This is a genomic window from Neobacillus bataviensis (assembly GCF_019969725.1).
Genome location: NZ_JAHXYW010000004.1, coordinates 1 through 19,125, shown reverse-complemented (window position 1 = coordinate 19,125; position 19,125 = coordinate 1). Strand labels below are relative to the sequence as shown.

18 protein-coding genes and 1 other annotated feature are annotated in these 19,125 nt (G+C 39.0%); of the genes, 3 read left to right on the top strand and 15 right to left on the bottom strand.

The window, feature by feature from the left end; genetic code table 11:
• Window positions 1–68 precede the first annotated feature (68 nt).
• The 6 genes from LC455_RS11330 to tyrS all read right to left on the bottom strand — a co-directional run bounded on the left by LC455_RS11330 (window position 69) and on the right by tyrS (window position 6,044).
• Complete coding sequence (locus LC455_RS11330) at window positions 69–785, bottom strand: SIS domain-containing protein (protein ID WP_223590965.1); 717 nt, start codon at window positions 783–785, stop codon at window positions 69–71.
• A 60-nt stretch (window positions 786–845) separates the two neighbouring features.
• Window positions 846–2,213, bottom strand: coding sequence for a sugar phosphate nucleotidyltransferase (locus tag LC455_RS11325; RefSeq protein ID WP_223590963.1), 1,368 nt, complete (start codon window positions 2,211–2,213; stop codon window positions 846–848).
• 16 nt (window positions 2,214–2,229) lie between these two features.
• Entirely contained in the window at window positions 2,230–3,357 is a 1,128-nt protein-coding gene (locus tag LC455_RS11320) for a MupG family TIM beta-alpha barrel fold protein (RefSeq protein ID WP_223590961.1), read from the bottom strand.
• Window positions 3,358–3,393: 36 nt separating this feature from the next.
• Window positions 3,394–4,314 carry an N-acetylglucosamine kinase gene (locus LC455_RS11315; RefSeq protein ID WP_223590959.1) on the bottom strand — a complete coding sequence of 307 codons (921 nt, stop codon included), beginning with the start codon at window positions 4,312–4,314 and terminating at the stop codon, window positions 3,394–3,396.
• A gap of 204 nt (window positions 4,315–4,518) precedes the next feature.
• On the bottom strand, window positions 4,519–4,707 hold the full coding sequence (locus LC455_RS11310) for a DUF6954 family protein (RefSeq protein WP_223590957.1): 189 nt from the start codon (window positions 4,705–4,707) through the stop codon (window positions 4,519–4,521).
• A gap of 83 nt (window positions 4,708–4,790) precedes the next feature.
• Entirely contained in the window at window positions 4,791–6,044 is a 1,254-nt protein-coding gene (gene tyrS / locus LC455_RS11305) for a tyrosine--tRNA ligase (RefSeq protein WP_223590955.1), read from the bottom strand.
• Window positions 6,045–6,087: 43 nt separating this feature from the next.
• Window positions 6,088–6,302 (bottom strand) — a binding site (T-box leader).
• Window positions 6,303–6,449: 147 nt separating this feature from the next.
• Between tyrS and LC455_RS11300 the strand changes: the two genes are divergently transcribed.
• The gene (locus LC455_RS11300) at window positions 6,450–9,188 is read left to right on the top strand and encodes a transglycosylase domain-containing protein (RefSeq protein ID WP_223590953.1); all 2,739 of its coding nucleotides are present in this window, start codon (window positions 6,450–6,452) and stop codon (window positions 9,186–9,188) included.
• 46 nt (window positions 9,189–9,234) lie between these two features.
• Here the strand turns inward: LC455_RS11300 and LC455_RS11295 are convergent, their stop codons facing one another.
• Genes LC455_RS11295 through LC455_RS11285 form a run of 3 tightly spaced genes read right to left on the bottom strand, consistent with a single transcriptional unit; the run spans window position 9,235 to window position 11,724 of the window.
• On the bottom strand, window positions 9,235–10,407 hold the full coding sequence (locus tag LC455_RS11295) for an acetoin utilization protein AcuC (RefSeq protein WP_223590952.1): 1,173 nt from the start codon (window positions 10,405–10,407) through the stop codon (window positions 9,235–9,237).
• Window positions 10,404–11,051 (bottom strand): acetoin utilization AcuB family protein, encoded by a 648-nt coding sequence (locus tag LC455_RS11290; RefSeq protein ID WP_223590950.1) that lies wholly within the window; start codon window positions 11,049–11,051, stop codon window positions 10,404–10,406. Before LC455_RS11290 ends, LC455_RS11295 begins: the two co-directional genes overlap by 4 nt.
• Before the next feature lie 40 nt (window positions 11,052–11,091).
• Window positions 11,092–11,724 carry a GNAT family N-acetyltransferase gene (locus LC455_RS11285; RefSeq protein WP_223590948.1) on the bottom strand — a complete coding sequence of 211 codons (633 nt, stop codon included), beginning with the start codon at window positions 11,722–11,724 and terminating at the stop codon, window positions 11,092–11,094.
• Window positions 11,725–11,941: 217 nt separating this feature from the next.
• Between LC455_RS11285 and acsA the strand changes: the two genes are divergently transcribed.
• Entirely contained in the window at window positions 11,942–13,660 is a 1,719-nt protein-coding gene (gene acsA, locus LC455_RS11280; RefSeq protein WP_223590946.1) for an acetate--CoA ligase, read from the top strand.
• 45 nt (window positions 13,661–13,705) lie between these two features.
• Here acsA and ccpA read toward each other — a convergent pair whose 3' ends face one another.
• The 5 genes from ccpA to LC455_RS11255 all read right to left on the bottom strand — a co-directional run bounded on the left by ccpA (window position 13,706) and on the right by LC455_RS11255 (window position 17,638).
• Window positions 13,706–14,704, bottom strand: coding sequence for a catabolite control protein A (ccpA, locus tag LC455_RS11275; protein ID WP_223590943.1), 999 nt, complete (start codon window positions 14,702–14,704; stop codon window positions 13,706–13,708).
• A 218-nt stretch (window positions 14,705–14,922) separates the two neighbouring features.
• The gene (locus LC455_RS11270) at window positions 14,923–15,999 is read right to left on the bottom strand and encodes a bifunctional 3-deoxy-7-phosphoheptulonate synthase/chorismate mutase (RefSeq protein WP_223590941.1); all 1,077 of its coding nucleotides are present in this window, start codon (window positions 15,997–15,999) and stop codon (window positions 14,923–14,925) included.
• 255 nt (window positions 16,000–16,254) lie between these two features.
• On the bottom strand, window positions 16,255–16,587 hold the full coding sequence (gene ytxJ / locus LC455_RS11265) for a bacillithiol system redox-active protein YtxJ (protein WP_223590938.1): 333 nt from the start codon (window positions 16,585–16,587) through the stop codon (window positions 16,255–16,257).
• Window positions 16,588–16,662: 75 nt separating this feature from the next.
• Entirely contained in the window at window positions 16,663–17,154 is a 492-nt protein-coding gene (locus tag LC455_RS11260; RefSeq protein WP_223590936.1) for a YtxH domain-containing protein, read from the bottom strand.
• A gap of 22 nt (window positions 17,155–17,176) precedes the next feature.
• Window positions 17,177–17,638 carry a DUF948 domain-containing protein gene (locus LC455_RS11255; protein ID WP_223590934.1) on the bottom strand — a complete coding sequence of 154 codons (462 nt, stop codon included), beginning with the start codon at window positions 17,636–17,638 and terminating at the stop codon, window positions 17,177–17,179.
• A gap of 225 nt (window positions 17,639–17,863) precedes the next feature.
• On the opposite strand from LC455_RS11255, the gene LC455_RS11250 reads away from it, so the two are divergent.
• Window positions 17,864–18,979 (top strand): aminopeptidase, encoded by a 1,116-nt coding sequence (locus tag LC455_RS11250; RefSeq protein WP_223590932.1) that lies wholly within the window; start codon window positions 17,864–17,866, stop codon window positions 18,977–18,979.
• A 50-nt stretch (window positions 18,980–19,029) separates the two neighbouring features.
• Here the strand turns inward: LC455_RS11250 and LC455_RS11245 are convergent.
• The coding region (locus LC455_RS11245) for an IS3 family transposase (protein ID WP_223591631.1) at window positions 19,030–19,125 on the bottom strand (96 nt) is incomplete at its 5' end.

Sequence of the window (19,125 nt, the reverse complement as noted above, 5' to 3'; positions counted from 1 at the left end):
TCCTATGTCCAGGGAACGCTTCTCTTCTTAACTTATTTGCACTTTCCTAGATATTTATCAAGACTAAATTAAACACCATAATACTTCGCAAAAAGTTCTTTATTCCATTCATCTCCACCATCAACATTCGAGCTCTTAAACACTGGCGGTTTCAGTCCAGCTTGATGGTACTTTTTAGCTAACAAAATCGAAATAGATTGAGCAACAAAAGCTCCCGCCATCGTAGAAGTTGCCCCCATACCTGTGTTTGCTTCTTCTACATAAAAAGCAGCATCCCCAAGTCCAGTACAACTATCAATGACGACATCACTAAAATCGCAAAGATATTTTCCACTACTGTGTCTTGATTTTGAACCTGAAGGTTGATTGGGATTTGTAAAAGCAATGACCTTTGCACCACATTCTTGCGCCATTTTTGCAAGCTCAACAATCATCCCATTTCTACCTGAATTGGAAGCGATCACAAGGATATCCATAGAGTTAATTTTATATAAATCAAAGATTACTTTTGCGTAGGCTTCTATCCGTTCAATCATAGTACTTTTTAAAGGATGATCGTGTAAAAAAAACTCATTCGGCAAAATAGGAGAGACTTGGGCAAATCCACCCGCTCTTACATAAAATTCTTCTGCAAACATATGTGAATGACCTGAGCCAGTAACAAGGAATCGACCTCCATTTTGAAGTGCTTCAAAAATGCATGCTGCCGCTTCATCCATTTTATTAATCTGTGTCGTATACAGTTTTTCGAGATTTGCGGTCACATATTTATAATAGTTCTCCATTATTCCATACCTTCTTATATTGATTGGAATGCTCAAAAAATGCTGCGTATAATGGCAAAATTACCACCCATACTTCTTTTCGCTCCATTTTTTGATGATCAAATCTTGTTTCACGAAAACAAGACTATTTTTTTCAATATCTTTATCGATGATTGCACCAGCACCGAGAACACTATAAGCACCTATTTTACAACCAGGCATAATAATCGTATTGACACCAGTTCTGCAATAGTCGCCAAGATACGCAGCATTTGAAAAATGTAACGGTACTTCTTTCCGTCCATTCACAACGTGCTCAGTTTCTCCGTCATCAAAGCGTAATGTTCCGCAAACAGTTGCTGCTCCAATATCCGTATGACTGCCAATTGCGCCGTAAAACTCGCCATAGTGGTAAAGATATACCTTATCCATCACCATTCCACCAAGGAACTCCGCACAATGGTCGAAAATACAATTCGATCCTATCGATACTCCATCATAAATGATGCAGTAATTACGAATGGTTGAACGATCACCTATCACCGCATTTCCAGTAAAAATGGCTCCATTGTCAATAATTGTATTGTCACCTACAATCAGGTTTCCGTGAATGACAACTCGATCGCCAATCGAGGAGTTTTTGCCCAGTTTTACATAGCCATGAATTGTTGCATTTTTTGAAATCGCCGCACCTTCTGCTAGTTGGTTCTCTTGTAATTCATGGCAAAAATGATTCACCATAAATTGGTTTGCAGCTAACATATGCCAGGGCTTGTCAATATCAAAGAAATAGCCGCTACATTCGATCGCATGTAATTTTACTTTTTCAAGTGATTTCAAAAGTGCAGCTTCAATAAATCGCTCTTTTGGAACACCTACTCCTACTTTTACATCTGGAAAGTAATCTGGAGTTCTTTTCACATAATCTAATAGTGTATCGTCAAAGTGAAATCCTGCAAATTGATGGGTAATGTTGTTCCCACGATAGTGGGCACCAATCGACTGAACGAACCCATTTCCAATACTAGCACCAATCCAGTTTCTTGGCGATTCCTCTAATTTTTTCAACAACACAGCAGGTTTAATAGAATTCACTAAATACTCTAAATCCTTTTGTTCTATGATGGTATCACCATAGAGAACGATAAAATCCTTAGGATCAGAGAGTTTCTCAACTCCTGTTACCAGACTTTCTGCGCTTCCTAAATTTGTTTGATCACATATAAATTTAACGTTTTCTATATCTAATAGAAGATTTTCTATTTCTCTTTGATGTTCTTCATTAACGACAACAACAATTTCTTGTATTCCCATTGCCACAATTGATTCAATGTTATAGCGGATTAATGGCTTCCCTGCGATTTTTATTGTTGTTTTGGAGCGAACCATGTTGAAAGGAAACATTTTACTACCTTTACCTGCTGCAAGAATAATTGCGCTTTTTACCATTCCAGCACCTCGACTATTACTTATATTCCACCAATCGAAATTTATTTTTACCTGCTAAAAGATAAGGCAATAAATTATTTGCGAAAGGATGAACAAATCCAATGACATTGTGCTCAACGGATTGTCCTAAATCTTTCAATGAGATTTGTATTTCCCCTTCATATTGCGCACTTCTATTATTTAAAACAGAAATTGTATTCTTTCCTCTTGGTGCGCAATAGCAAGGAGGCACTTCCATTCCTCTCGTATCAGTCGCCCGAATTAAATTTGCAGGCTGATCCACTCTTGTAATTAGGACCAGCTCTTGAATTTTCATTTTTGTATTTTGAGGAACAAACTGATTAAATACAACTGGAATCTCTATATAATCTTGTTTGTAACATCTTGCCATTTCGGTAAGTTCAGAAAGATCCGCAAACGAATCACCTATTAGCACATCATCAAAACCATTTGCAAATAACTCTAACATGGCAATATGACAAGGCAAAAAGCGGTGTTTTTCAATCGTACAAACACCATGACCTAAGTAGTGTAAATCTTTAGGCGAAAGCTGAGATGCAACAAACCCACCGACCGGCACACCATATGCGGCAAACAGATCGTTAATTGGGCGAATGTCCTCAAGAGACAATGCTGTATCTGGCAGCGGAAAAAAATTGTGACAAGCTGTTAGTTGACCAATATTGCCTTCTTTTTCAATCATTTCTAAAAATTTTCGATATTCACGTATAGCATTTCCATTCAGATTATCAGATGAAGACATAGAAGCATTTACTTCAATTTGAATCGACTGCTTATTTTTTGAAAGAAGAGCAATTTCCTCGCTCGTAAAACCACCATCAATACGGAGTTTTGTGATCCCCATCTTTTGTAACGCTGTAAGATCGTTCAATGTACAACCCAACTCGTTAAAAACTTTATCATTAATATCAGCTGATACAGTCATACCAAGCTCTTTACAGTAGCTCAGTACTGCATTCCAAGTGTTCACATTTACATCCTGAGCACCTTCAAAACCATGATTATTTAAAATCAGTGAAACAAATACTTTTTTAAAACCAAGCGAATTCGACTTTTCCAAATAATCTTTGATTTGATCTAAAGGATAAAAGTTGGGGTACACACTAATTCCTATTTCACGCATATTAAGTCGCCATTCCTTACTATTCTAAATTTGTAGTTACTTGTACTCTGCACCCATCATGATGGCACCGAATACTGGATCATGAAGTGGTGCAGAAATTTCTACTTGTGGTAGAACCAAACTTAACTTTTCTTTTAACATACCGAAATAATCTGTTGATTTCGTCAACAAACTGCCAGCAACTGAGAGACGGAATTTTTCTGATCCCAATTGTCGACTGATTCCAACGACTAAACCAACTAATTTCCCTAGTTCCGCTTCAACAATCATACAAGCAGCTTCGTCTCCTTTTGCCCATGCTTCTAGAATAATTGGCGTACAGGAAGCTACTTTGTTAACAGGTATTGTATTTTCCAAATATAATAAATCCATAAAACCTTCTGGAGAAGCCAACTGAAAATGAGTGAGCAACTTTTCTGTAAATGAAGTAGGGGCAATAACCTTGTCGTACTCTTGCATTACAGCTGCAATCGCATGTCGACCAATTTGGAAACCGCTTCCTTCATCACTGATTAATCCGCCCCAACCACCGGAGCGTACGATTTTTCCTTTTGAGTCAATTCCAACAACAATGGAACCTGTTCCAGCAATCACCAAAGCACCTTTTCGACCTCCGTTTCCGCCAATAAGAGCAATTTCGGCATCATTCACTACTTCTAGCTGGCAAGTAAATCCACTTTCTTTTAAAGCAGACAGATAGATTTCAACATCATTCGGTCTATCTACACCTGCAGAACCTAGTACGAGAATCGCATCCTTCAGACGTTCCCCAAAACATGTGATTAATGCTTCATAAATCACGCGAAATACAGCTCTAAGACCTTCTACGCCAATGTTATTATAATTTGACATCCCAAAATTTTGGTCAAATAATGTTTCTCCATCTGGTCGTTCTTTGACCATAACTCTCGTTTTCGTTCCTCCGCCGTCCACTCCAATAATCACTCTATTCCTCATTATCTGTTCATTCATCCTTTTATATTTTATTTCTTACTAAAATTCATTGAATCAACCAAGATACTACTTTAGTTTATTTAAGTATACTTACCGCAAAAACCATTAAACAGTTTGATTTTTTCCAACATATTTAGCAATATTACTAGCTATGAATCCACGAGTATAAAGGAAACCCCAAGCCACTATACGACTCGGGGTTCAGTGTTATTTTCTATTGATTAATTTAATGGACATCCAATATCCAAATCCAAGTAGTGCATAGATTAATATAAGTACAATTGAGGTTAATACCCTTTCACGAGCTGCTCCATCAGCGAATAATACGGGCCCAAGCCCGAAAAATGTGACTAGTGCAATGAGAATGATAAAGAATGCATGCAATATATATTTCATTTACTTCACCCCCATTTTCTCTTCTTATTTATATAGACGAAAAAAAAGAACCTTGGATTCACCAAGGCCCTTCCTTACTTTTCTTAATAATTGATTAGCGTGTATTTCTTTTTGCCTCTTCTAATTATCGTAAACTGTCCTTCGATCCGATCTGTTTCCTGGAGGACATAAGCAGTATCGGTTATTTTTTCACCATTAACAGTAACTGCTCCATTGGAAATATCTTCGCGAGCCTGTCGCTTAGAAGGTGAAATCTTCGCTGCTACCAATAGATCAACTAAATTTTCCTCATTAGCTGACTCATAGGCAGGGACATCCTTAAAGCCTTGTGCAATTTCAGCAGCAGTTAAGCTTCTCACATCGCCGCTAAACAGAGCCTGAGAAATCTTTATCGCCTGCTCTAGGGCATTATCACCATGAATGAGGCGTGTCAATTCTTCGGCCAAAACCTTTTGAGCTTTACGAAGATGCGGCTCTTCCTGGACAGCTTTATCTAGTTGTTCAATTTCCTCATGTGAAAGGAACGTGAAAATCTTTAGGTACTTCACTACATCAGCATCAGCAGTGTTAATCCAGAATTGGTAGAACTCGTATGGAGTAGTTTTTTCCGGATCAAGCCAGACTGCCCCGCTTTCTGTTTTGCCGAATTTTGTTCCATCTGCTTTTGTAACGAGAGGAATAGTTAAACCATATGCCTTAGAGCCTTCCGACTCGATTTTGCGGATTAGTTCGAGACCAGATGTAATGTTCCCCCATTGGTCGCTGCCGCCAATTTGTAATTTACAATTATGATTCTGGTATAAATGAAGGAAATCCATTGCCTGTAAAATGGTGTACGTAAATTCAGTAAACGAAATGCCAGTTTCAAGGCGAGAAGCAATTGTGTCCTTTGCCAGCATGTAGTTTACGCCGATATGTTTACCAATGTCACGTAAAAAAGTTACCACGTCCATTGAGCCGGCCCAGTCATAGTTGTTTACCATTATGGCGCCATTTTCTCCTTCAAATTCAAAAATGGACTGTAATTGTTTTTTGATTCCGTTGACATTGTTTTGTACTGTTTCGAGAGTTAGAAGCTTTCTCTCTTCACTTTTCCCGCTTGGGTCTCCGATAAGCCCTGTTGCACCGCCGACTAACACGATAGGACGGTGGCCATGCTGCTGGAATCTTCTAAGCGTTAAAAACGGAAGCAGATGTCCAATATGCATACTGTCTGCAGTAGGATCGACCCCGCAGTATAATGAAATTTTTTCCTTACTAACTGTATCCTTTAAACCTTCTTCATCCGTTTGCTGATAAATAATTCCTCTCCACGCTAAATCCTGTAATAAATCCATTCGTTATCCCTCCAATCAAAAATAAAAAACGCCCCTGCATTAATGCAGGGACGAAATAATCGCGGTACCACCCAGCTTGAGGAATATTCCTCCAACTCGAAAAATATAACGGCTTCACCGTTCTCTGCTACTGACCTTTTCACAGAGAAAGCTCGAGGATGTAATTCATTCTTCTATTTGTGACAGCTTTCACCAGCCGCTGACTCTCTAATTTACAGGGATAGAAGAACTACAATTGGTTCCCTTCAATGCTTGTTTATGAAATTTAACTTATAGCATTTTTACCATATCTTTCTGCTTATGTCAAACTCGAAATGGAAATTTCAGAAAAATGTAGAACGTTGTCAGTTTTTATACCTTCTATATGCTATAATGTATGTGATTTTAGATGAGGTGATGCTATAAATGAATGAAAAAATTCAAGCATGGCTGGAAAAAACAAAATCCGTGCTTAACTTAATAACCCATAAAAAGGCTGTAAAATCGGCCCGAATTACCTATTCTGTATTTTGGAACCTATTCCTGTTGGTTTTAACAGTTATCATCCTTGGAGGTTCATTTGCTACAGGGGTTGGAGCTGGTTATTTTGCCTCACTAGTAAAGGACGAACCTGTCCGCTCATATGAAAGTATGAAAAAAGATATTTATAATTATACAGAACCATCGGAATTATATTTTGCTAATAATGTTTATTTAGGAAAAATGCGCTCCGATCTTGAACGTGAAGAAGTAAAGCTGGATCAAGTATCAGACTACCTAGTCAATGCAGTGGTTGCTACTGAGGACGAATATTTTTATAAGCATCATGGCGTAGTGCCAAAGGCAGTTTTCCGCGCCCTCTTTCAAGAAGTGACCAATTCTTCCGTCCAATCTGGCGGCAGCACATTAACACAGCAATTAATTAAAAACCAACTCTTAACCAATGAGGTTTCCTTTCAAAGGAAAGCCAATGAAATTTTACTTGCCCTTCGTTTAGAGAAATTCTTCGATAAAATAGAAATCCTCGAAGCTTACTTAAACGTATCCACCTTTGGCAGAAATTCATCAGGCCGAAATATTGCTGGGGTTGAAGCAGCCGCAAAAGGTATATTTGGAAAAAAAGCAAGTGAATTAACCCTTCCGCAGGCAGCATTTATCGCAGGATTGCCTCAGAGTCCTTTTGGATATACGCCTTTTACCAGAGAAGGTACAGTCAAGAACAATCTTGAACCAGGACTCACACGGATGAAAACAGTTTTAAAACGGATGTTCGATGGCGGTTATATCAATCAAACGCAATATGCAGAAGCATCTTCCTACGATATTACGAAAGATTTTATTAAGCCGATCAGTACTCCAAGTGAAAAATACCCAGGTCTGCCAACAGAAATTGAAAAGCGAGCTGCTGGGATTCTAACAACAGTTTTCGCAAAAAAAGATGACTATACAGACAAAGATTTAAAAAATGATGATAATCTTTACTACAAATATCAAACAATGGCCAACCATGCTTTACATCAAAATGGTTACCAGATCTATACCACCATCGACCAAGGTATTTACGAAGCGATGCAAAAGGTAAAGGATAATTACAAATATTATGGCCCAGATAAACCCCAGGAAAAAAAGGATCCTGAAACAGGTGAAAAGAAAACTGTGATGGAACCAGTGGAAGTCGGGGCAGAGCTTATTGAAAACAAGACTGGGAAAATTATCAGCTTTGTTGGCGGAAGAGATTATGATAAACAACAGATGAATCACGCTACTAGTTCACTTCGTCCAAACGCTTCCACAATGAAACCGCTTCTTGTTTACGGTCCTGCAATAGAGTTGGGAAAAGCATCTCCTGGCACACCGCTTCCTAACGTTGCCTTAAATTTTATTCCTGGCAGAAGCAAGCCATGGCCGCAAAACTACGATTACCGCTATAGCGGCTTAGTTTCAGCAAGATATGCACTTGCAAAATCTTATAACGTTCCGGCAGTGAAACTTTACTCTGAAATCGTAAACCAGCATCCCGCCAAGTATTTGGAAAAGATGGGATTCACCTCGCTTAGTAAAGAGGATCATACAAACCTTTCAGCTGCCATCGGTTCCATAACGGGGGTAACTGTAGAAGAAAACACAAATGCGTTCAGTACTTTTGCGAACGGCGGGAAATTTATTGATGCCTATATGATTGATAAAATTGTTGATAAAAACGGCAAAGTTATTTATCAACACGAGGTGAAGCCTGTAGACGTCTTCAAACCGCAGACTGCCTATTTAACGCTCGATATGATGCGGGATGTTATCAAAATGGGGACTGCAGCAGGGATTAACAGTAAATTAAAATTCCGTGCCGATTGGGCAGGAAAAACAGGTACTGGTAATGAATATGTTGATTCTTGGTTCGTTGCAACCAACCCAAATGTCACTTTTGGTATTTGGACCGGTTATGATACACCTAAATCATTGCAGTCTAGAGGGATGTCTTACAGCCAGCGAACGAATAATCTGTGGGCTGAATTAATCAATTCTGCCTATAACCTTAAACCCGATTTAATTGATCCTAAAGAATCGTTTCAAATGCCAGAAGGAATTGTAAAACGCTCTTATTGTGCTGTTTCCGGAATGCTGCCATCTAGTGCTTGTTCCAAAGCAGGATTAATTGAGAGTGATTACTTTAATGTTAATAACGTTCCTTCTAAAGTTGATGATAGCTTAATCGAAGGTAAATTTGTCACCATAGGCGACAAACGATATTTAGCTCTTAATTCTACCCCAAAAGAGTTTGCCCAGTTTGGTTTAATCCTAAATCCGGACTTTATTACTCGGATGGTAGGAAAGACCTTTAAAAATTATAGCCAGCTCATTCCAAATAAGGACCGTTGGGGCAAAGTTCTTGTATCAAGTGCAAAAATGGTTGATAACGGAAAAACTCCTAACGGCGTAGGGTTATCGGTTTCTGGCAGTACAATAACATGGTCATCACCTGGTGATAATGATGTTGTCGGGTACAGAGTTTATCAAGACGGTATTAAAGTAGCCAGCGTCAATAGCGGCTCTAAGTCTTATACGGCAGGCAACGGGAATTACTATGTAACGGCTGTTGATATTGCTGGTAAAGAATCTGCCCCATCTAATCAAGTTACTGTTGGTGCTGCAACAACTCCTGCACCGTAATAAAAAACACAAGAGACTTACATCTCTTGTGTTTTTTTACGTAAAATTATACAGATTCACTTTTTTGATGATTCCGAATCGGATACAGTGCCTTTTCGAGTGTAAGTAAATTTTTTTCGGTAATTTCTGCTTTTCTTGGGATAGGTGTATATAAATTTTCCGGGTCATCCCATTCCCTTGGCAATTGGACAGGCGCCTCTTTTTGCCAGCGTTCCACCCACTCCTCAGGCAAGCTGCCATAACAATTTGAGTTTTCAGTCATTTCGAGCCATATGTGCGCCCAGGCTCTGGGCACCACCCGCCAAATATCATAGCCGCCTCCTCCTACCGCAATCCATCTTCCATTGCAATATTGATGAGCAATTTCATGGGCAAGCTTTGGAATTTCCCGGTAGATTTTCATCGTTGCTGATAGATGTGTCAAAGGATCATAATAATGGGAATCAGCCCCATTTTGCGTCAAAATTACATCTGGTTTAAAAAAGTCAGCCACTTCTTTAATTGCCTGAGAATAGGCATTCAGCCATGACTCATCTTCAGTAAAGGCATCGACTGGGATATTAAAGGAATAACCATAGCCTGAACCTTGTCCCCTTTCATTGATATTCCCTGTACCAGGAAATAAATATCTTCCTGTTTCATGAATCGAAAGGGTGCACACCTTCGGATCATCATAAAAGGACCACTGGACTCCGTCCCCATGGTGGGCATCTGTATCAACATACAATACCCGGGCATTATACTTCTCCTGAATATATTTAATGGCTACTGAACTATCATTGTAAATGCAAAATCCAGAGGCTTTGCCACGGAAGCCATGATGCAATCCTCCTCCTAGATTTACTGCATGTCGGGCACGGCCGGACATTACTTCGTCTACAGCCGTTAAAGTGCCGCCTACTAGTAAGGCACTTGCTTCATGCATATTAGGAAAAATAGGTGTATCTTCTGTACCAAGTCCATAATTTTCAGCGATTCCGTTCGGAAGCTGCCCATATCCAGCTTTTTTCACTGCCTCTATGTAGCTTTGATCATGGATAAGCGCTAATTCTTCGTCGGTAGCCATTCTTGGAGGGATGATGTGTTCAGGATTTAAGGCATTCATTTTATTTAATAGATCTACTGTTAATTTAAGCCGGAATTGGTTAAACGGATGATGACTGCTAAATTTATAATTTAACAGTTCTTCCGAGAAAACAAAGGAGCATTGATCTTTCATAGGGAAATCCCCGGCAGATTAGGCCATAAAACATGATGGCCAGCTTCTTTAAGATCTTGAATAAGCGCCGTTGGATTCATCGTTTGCACCCTGATGACGAGAATTTTATATTGATCATCCGATTTGTCAGGATATACAAGGACACTAAGAATATTTGCTTTCCGATTTTTAATAACAGTAGTAATATCACTAAGTTTGCCTGCTAAATTAGGAACCTTTATTTCAATTTGGGATCCGGGCTGATGGGCACCTGTCAACTCAACCATGGTTCGCAGTAAATCAGTTTCGGTAACAATGCCAACCAATTTTTGATCATTTATGATGGGAATACAGCTTATTTTATGCTCATAGAAGAGTCCGGCCACTTCTTCCACAAAGTCGAGAGGATGACCAGTAATAACGTTTTTTTCCATGATTGTCTCAAGCGGCTTTTTTAAATCCTCCGGATGCTCATTCGCATGAAAAATGGAGGGTGTTGCCTCCCTAATTTCGGCAATGGTAACAAGACCTACCAATTGTTTTTCTGAAGTGATAATAGGAATATGGCGAATTTTTCTAGATTCCATTAAATCCATTGCATCGGCAATTGTATTATCTGGATATAGTGTTGCGACATCTGTTTTCATGATTTCTTCAATGATCATAAACAATTCCCCCTCTATTGCAGGCAATATCAGCAAAACTTTAATACATAAATCTATTCATAAAGCGCAGGCGGTCAAACTTTTGCACCGTTTCACTATCGATACGTTTTCCAATTCTCGCCATAAGGCAGTTGGCGGGATGGGAACAGATTTCTGGGTCATCTGTTGCATACCATTCAAGTCCGCCGGCATTCATCATCTTTTCCATTATTTTTCGATATTCCCACACATTCAATTTAGTTCCTTTTAAATCCCAGTGCCAATAATACTCGGTTGTGATGGTTAAATAGTCTTCCATTGCATCATCCATCATCGAAACAATCAGAAGGTTTTTCCCGACCTGACTGCCTCTAAATTGGGGAATGACCTCGATGGCACCAAGCTCAATTAAATTATCCATTTTTCCTTCTGACCATCTTTCAAGCGGGTCTGGATAAAGGAAGGTGACATAACCAACAATGGTATTTCGATACCTGGCAATAATAATTCTGCCTTCTGAAAGGTCAGCAATCCCAATTAAAGCCTTATGCTGCTGTTCTGGCGGGCGAAAAGCAATCAGGTCTTCATGAAAATCAAACCCTGCTAGTTTATCGGACGAAATAGGCCCTTCAATAATCAGGGTCCCATGAGGTGTTTTGAGTTGTTTGGCATTATATGTTTTTTTATGTTCCATACGGTCACCTACCTAAAAAAATCATTCGTTGTTCAAATCTATTATACATAAAATCTAGTAAGTAAAGTCGACTTAACAAAATTTTCAGATTTATAAAACGAGTTGACAAATACTATTAGTATTATAATAAAATTATAGCAGGTAAAATTTAAAAAATTGTGAATAGTAACTTTTTGTACTATAATTATCTTAAAATACACAACAAGGGGGAGATTAAATGAAAGTGGAAGCGTTACCAGTTGTTCAAGGAGATCATAATTTACAAAATTATGAGGAAAAGTATAAGAATTTTGACTGGAAAGAAACGGAAAAGCAATTCTCTTGGAGTGAAACAGGTCTTGTGAATTTGGCCTATGAAGCGATTGACCGCCATGTAGAAACCTTCAGAAAAAATAAGGTTGCCCTTTATTATCGTGATGGTTCAAGGAATGAAAAGTATACCTTTAAAGAGATGAAGGAGCTTTCCAATAAAGCTGGGAACGTTCTAAAGAATTACGGTGATGTTGAAAAAGGCGACCGTGTATTCATTTTTATGCCTCGCTCTCCTGAGCTTTACTTTACTGTTTTAGGTGCGATTAAACTTGGTGCCATTGTCGGCCCTTTATTTGAAGCATTTATGGAAGGTGCAGTCAAGGATCGCCTGCAGGACAGTGAGGCTAAGGTTTTGGTTACAACACCTGAGTTATTAGACAGAGTCCCTGTCAGCGAATTGCCTGCGTTGAAGCATATATTCCTTGTGGGCAATAATGTAGTGGAACAAGGGTTATATATTAACTTTTTAGAAAAATTTGAATCTGCAAGCAAAGAACTTAAAATTGAATGGGTAGAAAGAACAGATGGTCTAATCCTGCATTATACATCCGGATCTACTGGAAAACCTAAAGGAGTATTGCATGTACATAATGCAATGATCCAGCATTACCAAACTGCAAAATGGGTGCTTGATTTAAAAGAGGACGATGTATACTGGTGTACTGCCGACCCTGGCTGGGTTACCGGAACTTCCTACGGCATTTTTGGACCATGGTTAACTGGAACATCAAATGTCATTATCGGCGGCCGCTTTAGTCCTGAATCCTGGTATCAAATGATTGAGGATTTTGGCGTTACTGTATGGTATAGTGCCCCAACTGCTTTCCGCATGTTAATGGGTGCTGGTGATGAATTAGTAAAAAAATTCAACCTAAGTAGTCTTCGCCATGTTTTAAGTGTGGGTGAACCATTAAATCCTGAAGTCGTTAAATGGGGTATGAAAGTATTTAATCACCGAATCCATGATAACTGGTGGATGACAGAAACTGGAGCCCAACTGATTAGTAATTACCCTTGCATGACGATTAAGCCAGGTTCAATGGGGAAGCCAATTCCAGGGGTTAAGGCCGCTATTGTGGACGATCAAGGAAATGAACTTCCGCCATATCGCATGGGGAATCTTGCTATTAAAAAAGGCTGGCCTTCCATGATGCATGCAATCTGGAATAATCCTGAGAAATATGAATCCTATTTTATGCCGAGCGGCTGGTATTTCTCCGGTGACTCTGCATATATGGATGAGGATGGATATTTCTGGTTCCAAGGGCGAATTGATGATGTAATTATGACATCCGGTGAACGGGTAGGACCGTTTGAAGTAGAAAGCAAGCTTGTCGAGCATCCAGCGGTTGCAGAAGCAGGCGTAATTGGTAAACCAGACCCTGTCCGCGGAGAAATCATTAAAGCATTCATCGCCTTAAGGGATGGCTATACAGCTTCAGATGAGCTGAAAGAAGAAATCAGACAATTTGTGAAAAAAGGTCTTGCCGCCCATGCTGCCCCAAGAGAAATTGATTTCCGTGATAAGCTGCCAAAAACACGTAGCGGAAAAATTATGCGCCGCGTCTTAAAGGCTTGGGAATTAAATTTGCCAGCAGGCGATCTCTCTACACTTGAGGACTAAAATATTAAAAAACACAAGAGAATCTTCTCTTGTGTTTTTTGATGCTTATTTAGTGGATTGGCGATGTTCAATTCGATGTGGAAGAATGACAATGTTTTCGGTTGTTTTTTCTTTATTCATCAATTTGGTTAATAGCCGCATGGCAACAGCGCCAATATCATATAAAGGCTGGACAATTGTGGTCAGCTGTGGACGGACCATCAAAGAAAGCCTTGTATTATCGGATGTGGTAACCTCAAAGTCTTCCGGAATTTTGTAACCTTTGTCCTCAGCTCCATGTACCACCCCTAGGGCCATTTCATCAGAACCGACAAGGATAGCCGTAGGGCGCATCTCGGCTTCAAGCAATTTTTCAAAAGCTTCAATACCAGAATCATACGTATAGTCACCTTCAACGACAAGGTCTTCATTGTAACCAATTCCTGCCTCTTGAAGAGCACGCTCATAGCCTTTTAATTTTTTTTGTGCATTTTTAGGTTCATGAAGAGGTCCAATCACGAAGGCGACGTTTTTATGGCCTTTTTCAATGAATTCCTTAACAGAATCATATACCGCTTCTTCATAATCAATGTTGACAGAAGGAATCTTGTCTGATTCTTCAATTGAGCCAGCAAGGACAATTGGGACAGGTGATTTTTCAAATTCCTCAACATGATCAGGGGTAATGTTTCCACCCATGAATACGATTCCATCTACTTGTTTCCCAAGCATCGTACCAAGCAAGTGCAATTCCTTTTCTTTATTTTGATCGGAATTACTTAAAATGATGTTGTACTTGTACATCGTTGCGATATCTTCAATTCCGCGTGCTAATTCAGCAAAAAAGATGTTAGAGATATCAGGGATAATGACTCCGACTGTTGTTGTCTTTTTACTTGCCAATCCCCTAGCAACCGCATTTGGACGGTAGCCAAGTCGTTCAATTACTTCTAGTACTTTTTTCCGGGTTACTGGTTTTACATTTGGATTTCCATTCACTACGCGTGAGACCGTTGCCATGGAAACATTAGCTTCGCGGGCAACATCATAAATGGTTATATTCACGTTTAAACACTCTCCTAAAACGATCCTTATTTCTCTTATTTTACTGCAGCTAGTAAAAACCTATCCGCTTTGTGAGAAAATATACAATTTGATATATGTCTTTAACTATACGATAAGAAGATTAAACCTGCAATCGCATTGGTCATATTTTCTATTGTTTTCAACAAAAAACCTTCTGCAGGCAAATGCAGAAGGTTTTTTTTGAATGATTGGCAATATTAAATCCGGACAAAGTTTGATGCAAGCAATTCGTTATAGAATTGGTCAAACTGCTCAAGATTCATTTGCTGCTGTGCGTCTGAAAGGGCAACAGCAGGGTCTGGATGTACTTCAGCCATTACGCCGTCTGCCCCAATAGCAAGGGCAGCCTTAGCAGCAGGGAGAAGCAAGTCTCTTCTTCCTGTGGAATGTGTTACATCGACCATTACCGGCAAATGCGTTTCTTGTTTCAAAATTGGAACTGCTGAAATATCAAGTGTATTTCTTGTTGCTCTTTCATAAGTTCTAATTCCTCGTTCACAAAGAATAATTTGGCCATTTCCTTGTGACATAATGTATTCAGCCGCATTAATAAACTCTTCTATTGTTGCTGCAATACCTCTTTTTAGTAGCACTGGCTTCTTAACAGCACCAGCCGCTTTTAATAGTTCAAAGTTTTGCATATTACGGGCGCCGATTTGAATGACATCAATGTAATCAATCGCCATTTCAATATCAGCAGGGTTTACGATTTCACTAATAACCGCCATATCAAATTCATCTGCAACACGTTTTAAAATTTTTAATCCTTCTACCCCTAAGCCTTGGAAATCATATGGAGAAGTTCTAGGCTTATACGCACCACCACGAAGAAGCTTTAGACCTTTCTCTTTCATAGCCTTTGCCACCGTAGCTACTTGCTCATAGGATTCAACAGCACAAGGTCCAAAGACAAAATGCGGTTTACCATCGCCGACAGTTTCACCCTTTAAGGAAACAATTGTGTCCTCAGGCTTTTTCTTTCTTGAGACAAGTAATGCTTTTTCATGATCATCTTTTTGTAGATTTAACCCTGCTTTAAAGATTTCTTTGAAGATATGATCGATAGTTGCATCTTCAAATGGACCATCATTGTGTTCCTTAATAACCTCAAGCATTTTTCTTTCGCGGACTGGATCGTAACGGTATACTCCTTGATTACCTTTTACCTGTCCAATCTCTTGGACGAGGTGAGCTCTTTCATTAATCAGCCTCAACAACTCCAAGTTTACTTCATCTACACGCGCTCTCAATTGATCCAATTTATTGGTACCCATTACGCATCCCCGTCCTTTCTTTTGCAAATCAGTATCATTACTCTTTTGACAAATGTTTACTGGTTCACAAGGTTAAAAATTTGAAATTTTAAAACATTTTTTAATTAGGCTTTATTATAACGGAAATTAATTTTTTTGTCATCTCTTTTTTCTTTAATGGTTAGACGCTTTTAAGCACTAAAGTATTTGTTTTATATATATTTAATCAATTTATGTTTTCTATTTTGAAAATGTGAATAAATTTCAAATTATTTTTTATTGATTTTCACTCATAGCATTTGCCAAAGAGCGGTTGGTTATTTTCCAATGGGAAGCATTCCACATAGGTTCTCCATTTGAAAATAGAATAGCTTGCGGGGATTCATGTTTAATTTGAAATTTTTCAGCAATATCATTAGACAGTGGGCGTGAATCTTGAACAGCTAGGAAATACGTTGGGATATTCTGATTTTCATCTGCATATTTTTCATATTCCTTATACGCCGCATGACTGATAGGACATGTTAAACTATGCTTTAACAAATAAAATTTACTTTCTTTTTGGAGCAAATCCTCAAATTGTTCGACTGTATCAATTTTTTCTAACATAAAAAAACCTCCCTAAAATAAATAAACGGTGAAGTAATTTTATCACTTCACCGTACCTATAACAAATAAACGGATTTAAAGCTTGACCTTACTTTCTTCTTCTTGCAATGCCTTTTCTGCTTCCGCTATTCTTTTCCTGATTTCAACACTGTCTACTGTTGCCTCATCAACTGTTTTATTCGGAAAAGTTGGTTTTGGATTCCCTATTGAAATATAAGCGGGACTTGATTCCTCGCCAGCTTCGGCTTTATTTGACGCTTTGTTCTTCGCCTTGTTTAACAGCCCAGAGGATTGCTGGATTAAACCTTGAGAAAGTGAAGAGGTTTTTGATGCTAAATCATTGCTTTTACTCACTACATTTTCCCGTAAATCGGCTGTTTTTTCCATAATGGAACCTGCTTGACTACTTAAAGTTATACGCAGTTCCTTCCCGGTTTTCGGAGCCAGAAGCAGTGCCGCTGCAGCACCAACTGCCCCGCCGATTAACGCTCCTAATAAGAAGCCGGATGATGTTCCTTCATTGCGGGTTTGGTTTATTTCTCGAGATTCATAATCTCTGTTTGACATTTCAATACCTCCCTAGATTTATTTAATGTGCTCTGATTCTCGGTTTAACTTCAGAATTTACTTCATTATTTGCTTGCTTTCTAGCCTGCCACTTATCCTTTAATTCGAGGAGAATATTGCTCCATTGAATGATCTGCGCAACCTTTTCCTTGCTTTCCTCCACTGTTTGGTCCACCGAGGTTGTAATGCCTTTAAGCGTTCCATTAAATCCAGCAATAGTTGTACCGACATCCTTTACCGCTGATACCACACTATTTAGATCCTTGGATTTTTGATGAATATCCTCCGCCAATGCATTCGTTTTTTGTAACAGCAGATGAGTTTCACCCATAACGCCATCAAGCTGTTTTTCTAATCCCTTTAACGTGCCGGAAACGCCTGCCAGTGTCTCTTGAAGGGATTTAAGCGTTTTCGATAAGTAGATGACGAGCACAAGAAACGCAATCGCGATCAAGGCTACGCTTAAGTATAAAATAATTTGCATTGTGATACCTCCGCCTTAACTCTATCATTATGTATTACCCATCAGTGATGGATATAAACCTCGCTAATAATCTTATACTACTTCAATATCTTTGTCCTCATTTCCTGCCAATTGTTTTAAAAAATTCATCCGTAAATCATTAGTTGGAACTTTATCTATGAACTTTTCCTCTCCTTTCGGTTACAATAATCCTTGTATGTAATTTTTTATGTAGGAGGCATTATGATGAGGGATCCTCGTATTGAGAAACTAGCTAAAAATTTAATTAATTATTCTGTTCAGCTTCAAAAAGGAGAAAAAGTTCTAATTGAAAACTTTGGGCTGCAGCGTGAGCTTGTCACAGCTCTTGTGAAAGAAGCCTATGAAGCTGGCGGTTATCCTTTCGTTTTAATCAAAGATCATCAAGTTGATCGTTCTTTATTATTAGGTGCCCAGGAAGAACAGTTTAATATGATGGCTGAGTTTGAAGCAAATGTTATGAGTAAAATGGATGCATACATAGGACTGCGTTCAGGCAGCAACATCAATGAACAGGCCGATGTGCCTGATGACAAAATGAAAATTCATGGTAATACCATTGGAAAAAAGGTACACCGCGATATCCGTGTCCCGAAAACAAAATGGGTTGTCCTCCGCTACCCTACTTCAAACATGGCGCAACTAGCAAAAATGAGTACCGAAGCATTTGAAGACTTTTATTTTGATGTTTGTAACCTGGATTACGGAAAAATGGATAAAGCTATGGATAGTCTGGTAGACCTGATGAACCGTACAGACAAAGTCCGCATAACCGGTCCTGGCACAGACCTAACTTTCTCTATTAAGGATATTCCTGCCATTAAATGTGCTGGAAGATTAAATATTCCAGATGGGGAAGTGTACACGGCTCCAGTCCGGAATTCAGTTAACGGGGTCATTACTTATAATACGCCATCACCATACCAAGGCTTTACATTTGAAAATGTGAAGCTAACCTTTAAAGATGGAAAAATAGTTGAAGCAGAAGCAAATGATAGTACAAGGATAAATAAAATCTTTGACACTGATGAAGGGGCCCGCTATATTGGGGAGTTTGCAATTGGGGTTAATCCATTTATCCTCAATCCAATGCAGGATATTTTGTTTGACGAAAAAATAGCCGGCAGCTTCCACTTTACTCCTGGTCAATGCTATGATGATGCCTTCAATGACAATCATTCCAACATTCATTGGGATATGGTCAATATTCAGCGGCCTGAATATGGAGGCGGGGAAATGTATTTTGATGATGTTCTGATCCGCAAGGATGGTCTGTTTGTCCTTCCAGAGTTAGAGGTATTAAATCCTGATAAATTGAAGTAAAAAGAAAGGATGCCGCTTGTGATGTGACCCCCAAAAGTTAGAGTTTTATATTAAGCAGCTAATTGGCTGGTATGGGTACGGTATTGAACCGGACTCATGCCTGCCAATTTTTGCTTTATACGCTTGTTATTATAGTAATTGATATA

Excerpts from the sequence above, each read along its gene's own strand:
- LC455_RS11330 (WP_223590965.1), bottom strand. The coding sequence starts at position 785 with ATGGAGAACTATTATAAATATGTGACCGCAAATCTCGAAAAACTGTAT.
- LC455_RS11325 (WP_223590963.1), bottom strand. The coding sequence starts at position 2,213 with ATGGTAAAAAGCGCAATTATTCTTGCAGCAGGTAAAGGTAGTAAAATG.
- LC455_RS11320 (WP_223590961.1), bottom strand. The coding sequence starts at position 3,357 with ATGCGTGAAATAGGAATTAGTGTGTACCCCAACTTTTATCCTTTAGAT.
- LC455_RS11315 (WP_223590959.1), bottom strand. The coding sequence starts at position 4,314 with ATGAGGAATAGAGTGATTATTGGAGTGGACGGCGGAGGAACGAAAACG.
- LC455_RS11310 (WP_223590957.1), bottom strand. The coding sequence starts at position 4,707 with ATGAAATATATATTGCATGCATTCTTTATCATTCTCATTGCACTAGTC.
- tyrS (WP_223590955.1), bottom strand. The coding sequence starts at position 6,044 with ATGGATTTATTACAGGATTTAGCGTGGAGAGGAATTATTTATCAGCAA.
- LC455_RS11300 (WP_223590953.1), top strand. The coding sequence starts at position 6,450 with ATGAATGAAAAAATTCAAGCATGGCTGGAAAAAACAAAATCCGTGCTT.
- LC455_RS11295 (WP_223590952.1), bottom strand. The coding sequence starts at position 10,407 with ATGAAAGATCAATGCTCCTTTGTTTTCTCGGAAGAACTGTTAAATTAT.
- LC455_RS11290 (WP_223590950.1), bottom strand. The coding sequence starts at position 11,051 with ATGATCATTGAAGAAATCATGAAAACAGATGTCGCAACACTATATCCA.
- LC455_RS11285 (WP_223590948.1), bottom strand. The coding sequence starts at position 11,724 with ATGGAACATAAAAAAACATATAATGCCAAACAACTCAAAACACCTCAT.
- acsA (WP_223590946.1), top strand. The coding sequence starts at position 11,942 with ATGAAAGTGGAAGCGTTACCAGTTGTTCAAGGAGATCATAATTTACAA.
- LC455_RS11270 (WP_223590941.1), bottom strand. The coding sequence starts at position 15,999 with ATGGGTACCAATAAATTGGATCAATTGAGAGCGCGTGTAGATGAAGTA.
- ytxJ (WP_223590938.1), bottom strand. The coding sequence starts at position 16,587 with ATGTTAGAAAAAATTGATACAGTCGAACAATTTGAGGATTTGCTCCAA.
- LC455_RS11260 (WP_223590936.1), bottom strand. The coding sequence starts at position 17,154 with ATGTCAAACAGAGATTATGAATCTCGAGAAATAAACCAAACCCGCAAT.
- LC455_RS11255 (WP_223590934.1), bottom strand. The coding sequence starts at position 17,638 with ATGCAAATTATTTTATACTTAAGCGTAGCCTTGATCGCGATTGCGTTT.
- LC455_RS11250 (WP_223590932.1), top strand. The coding sequence starts at position 17,864 with ATGAGGGATCCTCGTATTGAGAAACTAGCTAAAAATTTAATTAATTAT.